The organism is Acinetobacter sp. 1124_18A, assembly GCF_052824995.1.
Map to the genome: position 1 here is coordinate 65,968 of NZ_VTDF01000003.1, position 14,025 is coordinate 79,992.

Genomic DNA, 14,025 nt, shown 5'->3' on the forward strand with positions numbered 1-14,025 from the left:
AGAATACTCGTTGAGGGGACATGACTTCAGTCCATCAGTTACAAGGCGTTGGATCGGCTTCAGCAGCCCTGCTCGAAAAACTAAATATTTTTACCACAGATGATTTACTGTTTCATCTGCCACGTGATTATGAAGACCGCAGTACAATTATTGCAATGAATCAACTTGTGGTTGGGCGTAGCTATTTACTCGAAGGTGAGGTCAGATCAATTGACTTCCCTCCGGGAAAACGAAAATCTATGGCGGCCTTGGTTCAAGATGAATTCGGTAAAGTCACCTTACGCTTTTATCATATTTATAAAAACCTGACTGACAAAATAAAACCGGGTCATCGCTTACGTATTTTTGGTGAAGTTCGCGTCGGCGCTCGCGGCCTTGAGATGTATCATCCCGAAATTCAGCTCATTCATGAACATACTCCCCTACCAAAAACTCAGCTTACAGCAATTTATCCAAGTACCGATGGGCTGACTCAACCCAAACTTCGCGAATATGTAAAACAAGCTTTAAAGCATCATAGTGATGCCTTACCAGAGCTGCTCCCAAAAAAATATACTAATGGCTATGCGCTTAAAGAGGCTCTGTATTACATTCATGAGCCTCCCGTTGATGCCAATATGCTCCAGTTGGCCCAAGGTTCACATCCAGCCCAACAACGACTTATTTTTGAAGAACTGGTTGCACACCAAATTAGTTTACTTAATCGCCGTGCTTATATTCGTCAAATTGCATCTCCAGCTTTCTCAAGTAGTAAAATATTAGCTAAAAAGCTTTTAGAAGCTTTACCTTTTCAAATGACCAATGCACAAAAGCGTGTATCTAAAGAAATTTTAAATGATTTGAAGCAGAACCAACCGATGCTTCGATTAGTGCAAGGCGATGTAGGCGCTGGAAAGACCTTAGTTGCTGCTGTAGCGGCTTGCCATGCTCTAGAAGCTGATTGGCAGGTTGCATTAATGGCCCCTACTGAGATTCTTGCAGAACAGCATTATCTGAATTTTAAACGTTGGTTTGAACCTTTAGGCATTACTGTCGCATGGTTGTCTGGCAAACAAAAAGGTAAAGCGCGTGCTCAAGCAGAGCAGCAAATTAAAGAAGGTCATGCTGAACTTATTATTGGTACACATGCTCTATTTCAAGATAACGTTGGATTTGCAAAATTAGGTCTGGTGATTATTGATGAACAACATCGTTTTGGCGTAGATCAGCGTTTAGCTCTACGTAATAAAGGTGCTGAGCAGTTCACCCCGCACCAACTCGTTATGACAGCCACCCCTATTCCAAGAACACTGGCAATGAGTGCATATGGCGATTTAGACACCTCAATTATTGATGAGTTGCCACCGGGTCGTACTCCAATTCAAACCGTTACGATTCCACTTGATCGTCGCGAGGAAGTACTTCAACGGATTGCATCGAATTGTAAAGATGGGAAACAGGCATATTGGGTATGCACACTGGTTGAACAGTCTGAAACTTTAGATGCTCAAGCAGCAGAAGCCACCTATCAAGAAATGAAAGAACGCTTTCCTGAACTTAATATTGGCTTAGTGCATGGCAAAATGAAAGCTGACGAAAAACAGTCGGTCATGCAAGCTTTTAAAAATAATGAGTTACAGCTTCTTATCGCAACCACAGTCATTGAAGTTGGGGTCGATGTTCCCAACTCCTCTATTATGGTCATTGAAAATGCCGAACGTTTAGGGCTTTCTCAGTTACATCAATTACGAGGTCGCGTAGGTCGAGGCGCACAGGCCAGCTTTTGCGTCCTTTTATACAAAACACCTCTCTCTCAAAATGGGCAAGAGAGACTTTCTATTTTAAGAGAAAGTAACGATGGCTTTGTGATTGCAGAAAAAGATCTAGAGTTACGCGGACCAGGTGAATTACTAGGTACCAAACAAACTGGAGATATGGGATTTAGAGTGGCTCGTCTAGAACGAGACGATCACTTACTCAGTCAAGCTCATTATGTAGCTCAGCAAGTCTTAAAAGATTATCCAGAACAAGCAGATGCACTGTTAAAACGCTGGCTCCCAGAAGCACCTCGTTACGCGTATGTTTAGTTTCTTAAATCCGCAGCATCTTATTCGCTCGCTCTTACCTTGCTTGTTATGTGATTCAGGTGTGCGAGAAAAACATTCGCTCTGCAAGGACTGTTGGAAACAGTTACCTTGGCTTAAGCAAACAATTCAACGCAATGATCAATCAGTTCTTGTGGCTTGTGATTATGCTTATCCAGTTAGCCGAATCATTCAGCAGTTTAAATATGAACAAAAATTACATTATGAAATTTTGTTAGGTGAAATTTTACAACAACTCAAATTTCCCAAGGTACAGGCTATCGTACCTATGCCTATTTCCAATCAACGCTTAATTGAACGTGGTTTTAATCAGTCGTTGTTACTCGCAAATATCTTAAGCAAGCAATTAAAAATACCTGTTTGGCAGCCGGTGCAACGTCTTGCTGAACATTCGCAAAAAGGGCTTTCTCGACTGGAACGCTTTGAGAATATTGAGCAACAATTTATTGCGCTTACTCAAGAAAAACGACGTTATCGCCGCGTTCTTATTATTGATGACGTGATAACCACTGGAAGCTCTATTCATGCGCTCAGTCAAGCACTTAATCAATTAGGCTGCACATCTATCCATGCCGCTTGTCTAGCGGCAACTTTGACCAGTTAAAACGATTAAACTGTAGATAAATGCTGCTCACACCAAGGAATAACAATTTCACGGGTTAATGGTGCGAGGTGCGTTTCTGAATCATTCAAGTCTACCCATTTCATTTCTGCAATTTCGGCTGCAATTTTAGGTGCCTGATCGAGCTGAACAAGATATAAATGACTGACCAGAATATGATCTGGCTCATTCGCCGCTGCTGTTTCGAAACGACCAAGAAATTGTTCAATTACACAAGAACTTCCAACTTCTTCTAAAATTTCTCGCTGCATTGCGACATCTGGTGCTTCATTAGGTTCGAGCTTGCCACCCACTTGCATAAAAGCATGAGTATTACGCTTTCTTACGAGCAACAACTGATTTTGCTCGTTCAAGATCACTGCAGCAGCGACCGTAATTGTTTTCACTTATTTAACCTCGTTTATGGTTGAACATCTGCATTTACCCATTTTGGAGCAGGAGCCTGATATTGCTCAAATTGTTGAAGAATATCTTCAATTTTGTCTGATGCGATCAATTTATCAACGAACCGTGCTTGGCTAAATCCATTATCTACCGTCCCTTGAATCATTTTAAGTAAATCTTCATAAAAGCCAGCTACATTTAAGAAAGCACATGGCTTTTGATGAATACCTAATTGCGCCCACGTCCATTGTTCAAAGATTTCTTCCAATGTACCCGCACCACCAGGTAAAGCAATGAAACCATCGGAGAGGTCTGCCATTTTGGTTTTACGCTCATGCATATTTTCGACCACATATAATTTGGTTAAGCCCGGATGAGCTAACTCACGATCGACCAAAGCACGAGGAATCACGCCGATGACTTGCCCACCTGCTTGCAAAGCACTGTCAGCGACAACGCCCATTAAGCCTGAGCGACCACCGCCATAAACCAAGGTCTTACCTTGTTTTGCGATAGCCTCACCAGTAATTTTGGCAACTTGTTGGAAAATTGGGTTTGAACCAAGAGATGAACCACAGAAAATACAAATTGAATTCATAGTGTAAAAAACCGTTTTATTGAACTGTCATGCTGACAAACTAAACTATCGAAAGAGTTTTTTTTTGCAAAATAGCGTATTAGCAAGTGTTTTTCGGCAAATCCTTGTCTAAAATACACCCATCCATTTCCATCAGACTGCGTGAGGAAAAAAGACACATGCTTGAAGCCTTTTATGCCACAGAACGCGGAAGTCTGGAAGATGCCACCATCAATGGTGGATTTGATCTACATCCCGAATTAGTCTGGCTTGATCTTATTGCACCCTCGCAAGAAGAGCAACAATGGGTACTAGATGCCTATGACCAAAATTTACCTACACTAAAATCGCTTGAAGATATTTCATCCTCAGCACGATTCTACCGTGATGATGATGGTATTTTGCATATCAGTACTTATTTTTTAACGAAAAATAAAAACTATCAAGTGGATGGTGACGCAGAAGATTCATCACATATTTTAGCGATGGTGCAAACAGTTGCATTTATTTTACATAAAGACCGTCTCTTTACGATGCGAGGAGAAAAGTTAGTTGCCTTTCGTGCCTTCCGTGCGCGCGCTCGCCGAAATGACTATGATATGGACTATAAAGATCCAACATGGATTTTATTGGGCCTTCTTGAGGCAAAACTCGATGAGCTTGCGGATATCTTAGAAGATATCCACAAAGATTTAGAAAAATACTCGACAGAAGTTCTTAATAATCATCAACGTGAGCAAATTCTAGATCTTGATGACATGATTACGCGCCTAGCTCAACAAGAAGATATGCTAGGAAAAGCGCAGCTCTGTTTAATTGATTTGCGACGTGTACTTACTTTTTTATCACGTCCACGCGCATTAGGCAGTCATATTTACGATGCTGATATTCGAGAACTGAGTGAAGATGTCCGCTCACTCGTAGAACATGATGCTTTCTTATTCCAAAAAGTACGATTCTTGCTTGATACAACGTCTGGATTCATTAATACCGAACAGAATGATACGATCCGTCGATTCTCGATCTTACCAAGTATGTTGGCGCCTCCAATGCTTATTGCCAGCATCTATGGGATGAATACAGATGTATTACCTTTTGCACATGGTACGACCAGTTTCATCATCGTTTTACTAATTATTATCGGTTTCTTTATTGGCCCTATTATTTATTTCCGCTGGAAAAAATGGATTTAAGCTTTGTAATAAAATGCTAGTCCAAAGCATAAAAAAGCACCTAAATATAGGTGCTTTTTTACATCTTAAACATCAGATCAAATGTAGATCTTCTTGCAAATGGCAGGCTTGAATAATCTTCAGCATTTTTTCGGGTACATTTTTAAAATGCAAACCAGCTTTTTGTGGAGTCACTCGTAACCATTGAACTAAAACAGCCAATGCCAAGGTACTGCCATGCTCAAGCGCTGTTAAATCTACCACCAGAGGGAAGCTTTGCTGCTTCTTGATGATAGCTAAACCTGCTTGATACTGTTGTTCCGCATTTTCAAAATCAATTTTTCCCGAAACAACCAATTGTTGGTTGAGATACTGAACCACTCGTCACCTACTATTTTTGTTTGTTCTGATTAACAGCAGCATCTGCATCCGGTTGGAAGGTTGCAATTGCTTTATTCAAATCGCCGCCATTACGTTTCACTGTTGCAGCAAACTGATTACGGAACTGGAGTCCTAAATCAATACCAGAAACATTGATATTACGGATTTTCCACTGAGTACCTTTATCAGCCAACTGGAAAGACACAGGAATTTTGTCACCGTTGTGACTAAAGTCCAATGTCACTACTGGGTTTTTACCCGCAGTTGCCTTGTAAGGACGCATTGTATAGCTTTGGTTCGTATATTTAGCAAATGCAGTACCGTAATTTTCAATTAATGTATTACGGAAGTTTGTTTCAAACTGAGCACGTTGCGCTGCTGTACTATACTGATTTGTTGCATAAGTACCCATTACAATGCGTGTAAATGCTTGTGAATCAACATAAGGGTCTAAATTCTGACGAACGATAGACTTCACTAATGCTGGATTACTTTGCAATTTTGCATGATCAGCTTTTAAACGAGTAATCAAACCATCAGCAACACGCTTGATAAAATCAGGTGGTGCTTCTGAAGGTGCAGCAAATGCTGAACCGACAATCATGGTAGACAAAAGACTTGCTGTCAGGGTTTGTTTAAACAACGTATTCACCAGGAACCACTCCTTCAAATAATCTTTTACTCAACAAATGATGCTTGAGCACTATCTTTATTAGCGCTTGCAGGAGCACTTGCTTCTGTTGAGCTTGAACCGGCAGCAACTTTACCAGCCCCGCCACCAGTAATAAATTTACTAATTAAATCTTCTAAATCCATAGTTCCTTGAGTGTTTGAAATTGTGTCGCCTCGTTTGAGGTAGTTCACACCACCACCCGGTACAACTTTCAAATATTTCTCACCCAACAAACCATTGGTTGCTACCATTATATAAGCATCTTCATCAATACTGGTGATGGAGGTCATGTTACTGGTCAGTTGCTGTTCCATTGTTTTTTGTTGCTCAGGAGAAGCCTGCGTATAATCTGAGCTATAACGCAACTCTTCCAGCGCATTCTTCTGAACTTCTTTTAATTGTTCAGGATTGAAACTTGTCAACTTTCCGTCTAAACCAAATGTTACGGTAGCCAAACGCGTAACCGGATCAAGCGTAATTGAATCAACACGACCAATTGTAACACCACTCATTGTTACTTTAGCGCGCGGCTTTAGCCCATTGACGTTATCAAACTGAGCCTTCATGGTATAACTATCACTTAAGTTCGTACCAACAAGACCACTGACTTTCATCGCTAAAAAAAACAATGCAATACCGAAGATAATAACAAAGACACCAACGGCCAGTTCACTACTACGTGATTTCATTAAATCCCTCCGAACATGACCGCAGTCAACACGAAATCAAAACCTAAAACACATAATGAAGAATACACAACCGTCCGGGTCATTGCCGTTGCAATGCCTTCTGGTGTCGGATCACACGCATATCCTTGATATACGGCAACCCATGTACAAATCAAAGCAAAAACAATACTTTTAATAATCGTGCCATTGAAAATGTCATGCCAGAAACGCACTGTATTTTGCATACCACTCCAGAAAGAGCCTTCATCAGCACCTAAAAAGTCAACACCGACCATCTTGCCACCAATAATACCAATGGCTGCAAATATCACAGTTAACATTGGCAAACTGACAATACCTGCCCAAAGACGTGGTGATACGATTTGCTTTAAAGGGTCAACACCAATCATTTCCATACTGGCAAGCTGTTCGCTTTGCTTCATTGAACCAATTTCGGCAGTCAATGCAGAACCTGCTCGTCCTGCAAATAGCAATGCAGCAACCACAGAAGCAAGCTCACGGAGTAGTGTTAACGAAATCGCTGTACCCAACATCGACTCAGCACCGAAAGTGACCAAAATGCTATACATCTGCAAGCCAAGAACAGCACCAATAAACAAACCAGAAACGGTAATAATAAGTAAAGACATCACACCTACGCGGTGCATTTGGTAACCAAAACGACCAAAACCACCCTTGGTAGGAAATGAAAAAATAATTTGCAAGAGCATATGTGCCGCAGCACCAATGCCTCGAATCCGCTCAATAACGAGTCTACCTAACCAGGCAATCGTATTCATGGACGAACCTCGTTATTTAAATAAGTTTGATGACTAAACTGGTATTCAACTGGTCCTTCTGCCGAACCTGTTAAGAATTGGTGTACAAATGGAGAAGCATATTTTTGCAACTCTTCAGGTGTACCCTCTCCCTGAATTTTTCCTTCAGCTACCACATAGATGTAGTCAGCAATCGATAATGTTTCTGCGACATCATGCGAAACAATAATTGTTGTTAAATCTAACGCTTCACGTAGTGAACGAATTAAACGCGTCAAAACACCTTTCACAATTGGGTCTTGACCAGCAAAAGGTTCATCGTACATGATTAAATCGGGATCAAGTGCTATCGCGCGAGCCAATGCCACACGACGATTCATACCACCTGAAAGTTCTGTCGGCATTAATTGTTCAGAACCACGTAAACCCACTGATTCAAGTTTTAATGCAACCAGTTCAGCAATGAGATTTTCAGGAAGCTTTGTATGCGCTCGAATTGGAAACGCTACATTTTCATAAACGGACATATCCGTAAATAAAGCGCCACTCTGAAATAACATTCCCATACGTGCACGGGCTGAAAACAGTTCCTGACGAGACATTTTGGCAATATCTTTAGAGTCGAGTAAAACTTCCCCCTGATCTGGAACTAATTGTCCACCAATCAGACGCAATAAAGTTGTTTTACCTGTACCAGAAGGTCCCATAATGGCCGTAATCTGGCCTCGACGTATATTTAAACTAATATTGTCATAAATGACGCGTTCCCCTCGATTAAAACTCAGGTTTTTCACTTCAATAAGCGGTTGAGTCGAGAGAGGAGTTTTATTATTCATAATGGCAATCGTTCCTGCACTTTTATGCACGCATACTATAACACTGAAAATTAGCAAACTTGTTGTAATTTTAACAAAAGCAAATCTAACTTATTTTATAGAAATAGAAGAAGTATGTTCGTAAAAAGAGGTCAATTCAGAAGCTTGGAATTGCTCAACAGAACTTCCATTTATAAAAGCATAGGCAAAGTAAACACCATTACACAAAACGAGTGCAATAAAAAGATAAGGCAAACCATGCTGAACCAAAAGGTTCTTCAATTGTGCCATTATTGTTTCTTTTCGCTTACTTTTACGCATTATTTAATAAAAAATTGAACCAATTCACATTTTGTTAGTTTATAACAAAACTGAAAAATAAAAAAGGCCAGTATTTTTACTGGCCTTTTTTTCAAACTAAATATTGATTAGCGGTCGAATTTACGACGCGGCGGTTTATCATCGAAGCTACGACGCGGACGATCTTCACCACCAAAGCTACGTTTTGGACGATCATCACCACCGCCGAACGCTGGACGTTCACCACGTGGTTTGTCATCGAAGCTACGACGTGGACGATCTTCACCACCAAACGCTGGACGCTCGCCACGTGGTTTGTCATCGAAACTACGACGTGGACGATCTTCACCACCGAAGCTACGTTTTGGACGATCATCACCACCGCCGAACGCTGGACGTTCACCACGTGGTTTGTCATCAAAGCTACGACGTGGACGATCTTCACCACCAAACGCTGGACGCTCGCCACGTGGTTTGTCATCAAAACTACGACGTGGACGATCTTCACCACCGAAGCTACGTTTTGGACGATCAGCAAAACTACCTTCACGACGTGGTTTATAATCTACGCGGTTACCACGGTTATCATCATTCGATTCAAAACGCGGTTTATCATTGAAACCACCTTCGCGACGTGGACGATCTGAAGTGAACTCACGACGTGGACGATCTTCAAAACCACCTTCACGACGTGGACGGTCAGAATTGAACTCGCGACGTGGACGATCTTCACCGCCAAATGCTGGACGCTCACCACGTGGTTTGTCATCAAAGCTACGACGTGGACGGTCATCACGACCACCTTCACGGCGCTTGAAGTTGCTTTCGCCTTCAAAACGACGACCACCACCGAAACCGCCGCCACTACTACGACGACCATCACGGCTACCGCCATTACCACTACGACCGCGACCACCGCCATCACCACGACCTGAACGAGCAGGAGGTGGAGATGGTTCTAAGCCTTCAATTTCAGAAACACTTAAACGCGCTTCTAAATATTCTTCAAGTGCACGAATCTTACCGCGTTCACGATAAGTCGCTAAAGTAATTGCTTGACCAGTACGACCAGCACGACCAGTACGACCAATACGGTGTACATAATCTTCATGCTTCATCGGAAGACCGAAGTTAATTACGTGAGAAATAGTCGGAACGTCAAGACCACGAGCAGCAACGTCAGTTGCAACTAAGATTTTTGCACGACCTTCACGAATACTACGTAAACGACGGTTACGAACTGTTTGTGGCATTGCACCATGAAGTGCAACAACAGAGTGACCCGCTTCAGCAAGTTCTTCTGCCAACATATCTGTATCTTCTTGCGTGCTAGCAAAAACTACAGCTTGATCTAAGCTTTCATCACTTAACCAATGTGTAAGTAATTTTTTCTTATGTTCAAAGCCATCAGTCCAATGCAATGTTTGCGTAATATCTGTATTGGTTGAATGACCTGTTTCAATTGCGATACGCATAGGATCTTTCATCATGCATGATGCAAGACGAATAATACGATCAGCAAATGTTGCAGAGAACATTAATGTTTGTTTACGGTTAGCCGCTAATTCGCTAATTGCTTCTAAGTCTTCAGAGAAACCTAGGTCAAGCATACGGTCAGCTTCATCAACGATTAAAGCATCTACTTGATCTAATTTAATTTGACGACGATTCACCAAGTCAAGTAAACGACCAGGTGTTGCAACAACAACTTGCGCGCCTTTTAATTGTTGAATTTGTTTTGCAAATGGCATACCGCCCATAATGGCAGCAATACGAACACCTTTCATGTGACGTACAAGTGCAATTGCATCTTGACTTACTTGCTGTGCCAATTCACGAGTCGGCGAAATTACCAAGATATTCGGTTGAGTTACTGCTTTCATACGGTCTTTGAACGGTACAACCGCTTCTTCACCAGCTAAAGCATTTAATGTTGGGAGTAAGAATGCAGCAGTTTTACCAGAGCCAGTTTGGCTTGATACGAGAAGGTCTTTACCTTCTAAGGCAGCAGGAATTGCTTGTTCTTGCACAGGAGTCGGGGCAGTAAAACCTAAACCTTCAAGCGCTTGTTGTAAGGTTTCATGCAAAGAAAATTCGGCAAAAGTTTTGCTCATAGAGAGTTTCACCCTTGTGGGTGCTCCATTTTTAATAAATACAAAAAAATAGACATCGGCAAAAAGCGGCAAAGCAAAATTAGCTGAAAATTTTATTCAGCGGCAATCCGAGTAACGACGATGTGGACTAAACGCATGCTTGATTACGGCCGAACCTGAAGAATCGCTGAGCGATCGGGGCGCAAGAAATGGTCCTCTCTATGGACGGCGTGCGCTTACAATGAATAGAACAGAATGTTCAGGTAATGAACGGAAATTTAAGTGCGTTGGCGGATTATAGCAGAAATAAATTAAAAGTCACCTGTTTTAATCAACTTTATTCATATTTCTTAAATTAATTTAATTTACTCTTCATTTAAAACATAAAACCCTCTGATTAAAGAGGGTTTTATTTATAATAAACTAAATTATTTTGCAGCTTTATCCCAAGCTGGAACAACAGTTTGCATTAAAGGTTTTAACATTTTAAGCGAACATGCAAGTACTTGACCATTTTCAAATGAGTTATTACCGCCACGCGCGTCAACAACTACACCGCCCGCTTCTTTAAGAATAAGCTCACCAGCAGCAATATCCCATGGCTTTAAACCAAGCTCAAAGAAACCATCAAAACGACCAGCAGCTACATATGCTAAATCTAGAGCAGCTGAACCGCCACGACGGATTTGCGCACCAGCTTCAGTAACCGCTAATAAAGATGCGAAATGCTGCTCTGCATAAGATACGATTTCGCCAGCACGTTTAGCACGGTAAGGATGACCTACTGCTAAGAATGTATTTTCTAAAGTATCTTTTACATTGGCACGAATACGGCGTTGATTCATGACTGCACCGCGACCACGGCTAGCAGAGAATAACTCATCACGTACTGGATCGTAGATTACGCCGTGTTGAGTAACACCTTTATGCTGGACTGCAATTGAAATACAGAAATGAGGGAAACCATTAATAAAGTTTTGTGTGCCATCAAGCGGGTCAATTACCCAGCACCACTCTGCATCATGGCCTTTGCCTTCTTGCAAACCAAACTCTTCACCTAAGAAGCTATGATTCTTATAACTTTTACGTAACGTATCAATCGCTAACTGTTCTAAATAACGATCTAGGCGTGTTACCGGGCCATCAATGCCTTTCTCTTCAACTTGTAAATCGAGTTTATGACGATTTTGATGCGCTTTTAAAAGCTCTTGACCAACTGTTTGAGCCGCACGCGCAGCCATAACCACCATAGGTTCCATTGAACACCCACTAGACAAATTTGAAAAGATTTTGACAAAGAATATGCATAAAAGCGCAGATATTTTAGCAAATATATGCGCTTTTAGGGGGAAAATATTTCAAAAATTTTATTGAGGGTTAAACCACCTGATTTAGCTTAAGCCAAACTTTCTCAATTGAGCTCAAAATACCTTTAGCATCCAACCCACAATCTTGTAGCATTTGCCCGTGTGAAGCCTGTTGTAAGAACAAATCTGGCAAGCCTAAATTAATGATAGGTTTAACAATTTGTTCTTGTGCCATGAACTCATTGACAGCGCTACCCGCGCCACCCATAACAGCATGCTCTTCAACAGTGACAAATAAATGAGTGTGTTCAGCTAAATCACGAATCATTTTTTCATCAAGTGGTTTCACAAAACGCATATTTACAACACGCACACCTACATCATGTTTTTGTGCAAATTGTTCGGCAGCTTCTATGGCAACCATAACACGACTACCAAATGCCAAAATTGTAATCTGCTCATCACAAGCAGATTTAATTTCAGCAACGATTTCAGCTTTACCTAATTCAATAGCGGTCAACTCTTGCTGAATTTCAACACCTACACCTGCACCACGTGGGTAACGCACCGCAGCTGGTCCATTATAGGCATAGGCTGTATGAAGCATCTGACGGCATTCGTTTTCATCTTTTGGTGCCATGATGACCAAGTTTGGAACTGTACGCATGTATGCATAATCATATGCACCTGCGTGAGTTGGACCATCTTCACCAACCAAACCGGCACGGTCAATACCGAAAGTTACGTCAAGATTTTGTAATGCAACATCATGAATAAGCTGATCGTAGCCGCGCTGCAAAAACGTAGAATAGATTGCAACAACAGGTTTTAAGCCTTCACAAGCCATTCCAGCTGCAAGTGTTACCGCATGCTGTTCAGCAATTGCAACATCAAAAAATCTCTGCGGAAATTCTTTAGCAAATTGAACCATGCCTGAACCTTCACACATCGCAGGTGTAATCGCGAGTAAACGCTCATCTTGTGCAGCCTCATCGCATAACCACTGACCAAATACATCAGAATATTTAGGTGGTGTTTTACCTGCTGAAGTTGCATTAATTTTGCTAATGGCATGGTAGGTAATCGGATCCGCTTCTGCGGGAGTAAAACCTTTACCTTTTTTAGTATAGACGTGTACTAAACGTGGACCTTTACGCTTCTTCAGAGCATTAAATACTTGGGCCAGTTGATTTACGTCATGGCCATCAAATGGACCAAAGTAATCAAAACCAATTGCTTTAAATAAATTATCGGCCGCATCTGTTGCTGATTGATGCAAACGAGAGTTATAAGTCCATTTTGGATGTGGCTGTATATACGCTTCACCATCTTCATTAACGTTAACTAAATGGCCTTTTTCCCAAATTGCAGCCAAATGTTTAGCAAAACCACCTGTACTACAAGAAATTGACATGTCATTGTCATTGAGCACAACAATTAAATCGGCATTATGTGCAACAGCATCGTTCATGGCTTCAAATGCCATACCCGCTGTCATTGCACCATCACCTACAATACAAACCACTTCACATGGATCGTTTTGATAACGACGTGCTAACGACATTCCTAAACCAGCTGAAATTGCTGTTGATGAATGCCCTACACCGAATGTATCAAAAACTGATTCTTCTCTAGCTGGAAATGCTGCTAAACCATTTTTAGAACGAATCGTCGTCATTTGTTCACGACGACCTGTCAGGACTTTGTGCGGATAGGCCTGATGTCCTACATCCCAAACTAATCGGTCATTTGGTGTATTAAAGCAATAATGCAGCGCAACCGTCAGCTCAACCACGCCGAGATTAGCACCGAAATGGCCACCACTCTGGCCTGCTGCATATAAAATATATTGACGCAACTCATCAGCCACTTGAACCAATTGGCTATGCTCGAGCTGACGTAATTGTTGAGGATGATCAATTGCATCTAACAATGGCGTAACAGGGCGTTGAGTTGGAATTTCGGTATACAACATATGTGGCAAAGCCTTTATAAGCCTGGCAAATCCTAAGCTGGGTCAAAATGGGTCGATCATACAATCGAATGAAGTCACCTTCAATCAGCCACATTTGCGAACGAGGTCATGCAAAGCAGTCTCTCATACATCATGGGTATGGTTGGCAGATTATCCTGAATAATCTGACTATTTATCAACTATTATCGTCATCTT

Annotated in this window: 14 protein-coding genes; 3 read left to right on the top strand and 11 right to left on the bottom strand. The window is 41.5% G+C overall.

Annotated features, from left to right (window positions below; genetic code table 11):
• The first annotated feature begins 20 nt into the window (after positions 1 to 20).
• Both recG and FY048_RS07965 read left to right on the top strand, forming a co-directional pair.
• The gene (gene recG / locus FY048_RS07960) at positions 21 to 2,066 is read left to right on the top strand and encodes an ATP-dependent DNA helicase RecG (protein ID WP_446090764.1); all 2,046 of its coding nucleotides are present in this window, start codon (positions 21 to 23) and stop codon (positions 2,064 to 2,066) included.
• Entirely contained in the window at positions 2,059 to 2,688 is a 630-nt protein-coding gene (locus tag FY048_RS07965) for a ComF family protein (RefSeq protein ID WP_446090765.1), read from the top strand. Before recG ends, FY048_RS07965 begins: the two co-directional genes overlap by 8 nt.
• A gap of 5 nt (positions 2,689 to 2,693) precedes the next feature.
• Here FY048_RS07965 and FY048_RS07970 read toward each other — a convergent pair whose 3' ends face one another.
• On the bottom strand, positions 2,694 to 3,092 hold the full coding sequence (locus tag FY048_RS07970) for an NUDIX hydrolase (RefSeq protein ID WP_446090766.1): 399 nt from the start codon (positions 3,090 to 3,092) through the stop codon (positions 2,694 to 2,696).
• 14 nt (positions 3,093 to 3,106) lie between these two features.
• Positions 3,107 to 3,688 (bottom strand): LOG family protein, encoded by a 582-nt coding sequence (locus FY048_RS07975; protein WP_446090767.1) that lies wholly within the window; start codon positions 3,686 to 3,688, stop codon positions 3,107 to 3,109.
• A 158-nt stretch (positions 3,689 to 3,846) separates the two neighbouring features.
• Here FY048_RS07975 and FY048_RS07980 point away from each other — a divergent pair, with 158 nt between their 5' ends.
• On the top strand, positions 3,847 to 4,860 hold the full coding sequence (locus tag FY048_RS07980) for a CorA family divalent cation transporter (RefSeq protein WP_004789661.1): 1,014 nt from the start codon (positions 3,847 to 3,849) through the stop codon (positions 4,858 to 4,860).
• Positions 4,861 to 4,932: 72 nt separating this feature from the next.
• On the opposite strand, the gene FY048_RS07985 is transcribed toward FY048_RS07980, so the two are convergent.
• The 9 genes from FY048_RS07985 to dxs all read right to left on the bottom strand — a co-directional run bounded on the left by FY048_RS07985 (position 4,933) and on the right by dxs (position 13,830).
• Positions 4,933 to 5,220, bottom strand: coding sequence for an STAS domain-containing protein (locus tag FY048_RS07985; protein ID WP_446090768.1), 288 nt, complete (start codon positions 5,218 to 5,220; stop codon positions 4,933 to 4,935).
• 10 nt (positions 5,221 to 5,230) lie between these two features.
• Positions 5,231 to 5,872 (bottom strand): MlaC/ttg2D family ABC transporter substrate-binding protein, encoded by a 642-nt coding sequence (locus FY048_RS07990; RefSeq protein ID WP_016140091.1) that lies wholly within the window; start codon positions 5,870 to 5,872, stop codon positions 5,231 to 5,233.
• Positions 5,873 to 5,898: 26 nt separating this feature from the next.
• Positions 5,899 to 6,582 carry an outer membrane lipid asymmetry maintenance protein MlaD gene (mlaD, locus tag FY048_RS07995; protein ID WP_446090769.1) on the bottom strand — a complete coding sequence of 228 codons (684 nt, stop codon included), beginning with the start codon at positions 6,580 to 6,582 and terminating at the stop codon, positions 5,899 to 5,901.
• On the bottom strand, positions 6,582 to 7,361 hold the full coding sequence (gene mlaE, locus FY048_RS08000) for a lipid asymmetry maintenance ABC transporter permease subunit MlaE (RefSeq protein WP_005038455.1): 780 nt from the start codon (positions 7,359 to 7,361) through the stop codon (positions 6,582 to 6,584). The genes mlaD and mlaE overlap by 1 nt, the downstream gene beginning before the upstream one ends.
• Entirely contained in the window at positions 7,358 to 8,176 is an 819-nt protein-coding gene (locus FY048_RS08005) for an ABC transporter ATP-binding protein (protein WP_016140089.1), read from the bottom strand. Before FY048_RS08005 ends, mlaE begins: the two co-directional genes overlap by 4 nt.
• 90 nt (positions 8,177 to 8,266) lie before the next feature.
• A complete protein-coding gene (locus FY048_RS08010; RefSeq protein WP_026055540.1) occupies positions 8,267 to 8,476 on the bottom strand; it encodes a hypothetical protein in 210 nt (69 codons plus the stop codon).
• A gap of 107 nt (positions 8,477 to 8,583) precedes the next feature.
• Entirely contained in the window at positions 8,584 to 10,569 is a 1,986-nt protein-coding gene (locus tag FY048_RS08015; protein ID WP_446090770.1) for a DEAD/DEAH box helicase, read from the bottom strand.
• Between the two features lie 407 nt (positions 10,570 to 10,976).
• Complete coding sequence (locus FY048_RS08020; RefSeq protein WP_035366406.1) at positions 10,977 to 11,807, bottom strand: inositol monophosphatase family protein; 831 nt, start codon at positions 11,805 to 11,807, stop codon at positions 10,977 to 10,979.
• Positions 11,808 to 11,925: 118 nt separating this feature from the next.
• Positions 11,926 to 13,830, bottom strand: coding sequence for a 1-deoxy-D-xylulose-5-phosphate synthase (gene dxs, locus FY048_RS08025; RefSeq protein WP_446090771.1), 1,905 nt, complete (start codon positions 13,828 to 13,830; stop codon positions 11,926 to 11,928).
• Positions 13,831 to 14,025: the final 195 nt, after the last annotated feature.

Coding starts and splice junctions, on each gene's coding strand:
- recG (WP_446090764.1), top strand. CDS start 21: ATGACTTCAGTCCATCAGTTACAAGGCGTTGGATCGGCTTCAGCAGCC.
- FY048_RS07965 (WP_446090765.1), top strand. CDS start 2,059: ATGTTTAGTTTCTTAAATCCGCAGCATCTTATTCGCTCGCTCTTACCT.
- FY048_RS07975 (WP_446090767.1), bottom strand. CDS start 3,688: ATGAATTCAATTTGTATTTTCTGTGGTTCATCTCTTGGTTCAAACCCA.
- dxs (WP_446090771.1), bottom strand. CDS start 13,830: ATGTTGTATACCGAAATTCCAACTCAACGCCCTGTTACGCCATTGTTA.
- FY048_RS08015 (WP_446090770.1), bottom strand. CDS start 10,569: ATGAGCAAAACTTTTGCCGAATTTTCTTTGCATGAAACCTTACAACAA.
- FY048_RS08005 (WP_016140089.1), bottom strand. CDS start 8,176: ATGAATAATAAAACTCCTCTCTCGACTCAACCGCTTATTGAAGTGAAA.
- FY048_RS07980 (WP_004789661.1), top strand. CDS start 3,847: ATGCTTGAAGCCTTTTATGCCACAGAACGCGGAAGTCTGGAAGATGCC.
- mlaD (WP_446090769.1), bottom strand. CDS start 6,582: ATGAAATCACGTAGTAGTGAACTGGCCGTTGGTGTCTTTGTTATTATC.
- FY048_RS08010 (WP_026055540.1), bottom strand. CDS start 8,476: ATGCGTAAAAGTAAGCGAAAAGAAACAATAATGGCACAATTGAAGAAC.
- FY048_RS08020 (WP_035366406.1), bottom strand. CDS start 11,807: ATGGAACCTATGGTGGTTATGGCTGCGCGTGCGGCTCAAACAGTTGGT.
- mlaE (WP_005038455.1), bottom strand. CDS start 7,361: ATGAATACGATTGCCTGGTTAGGTAGACTCGTTATTGAGCGGATTCGA.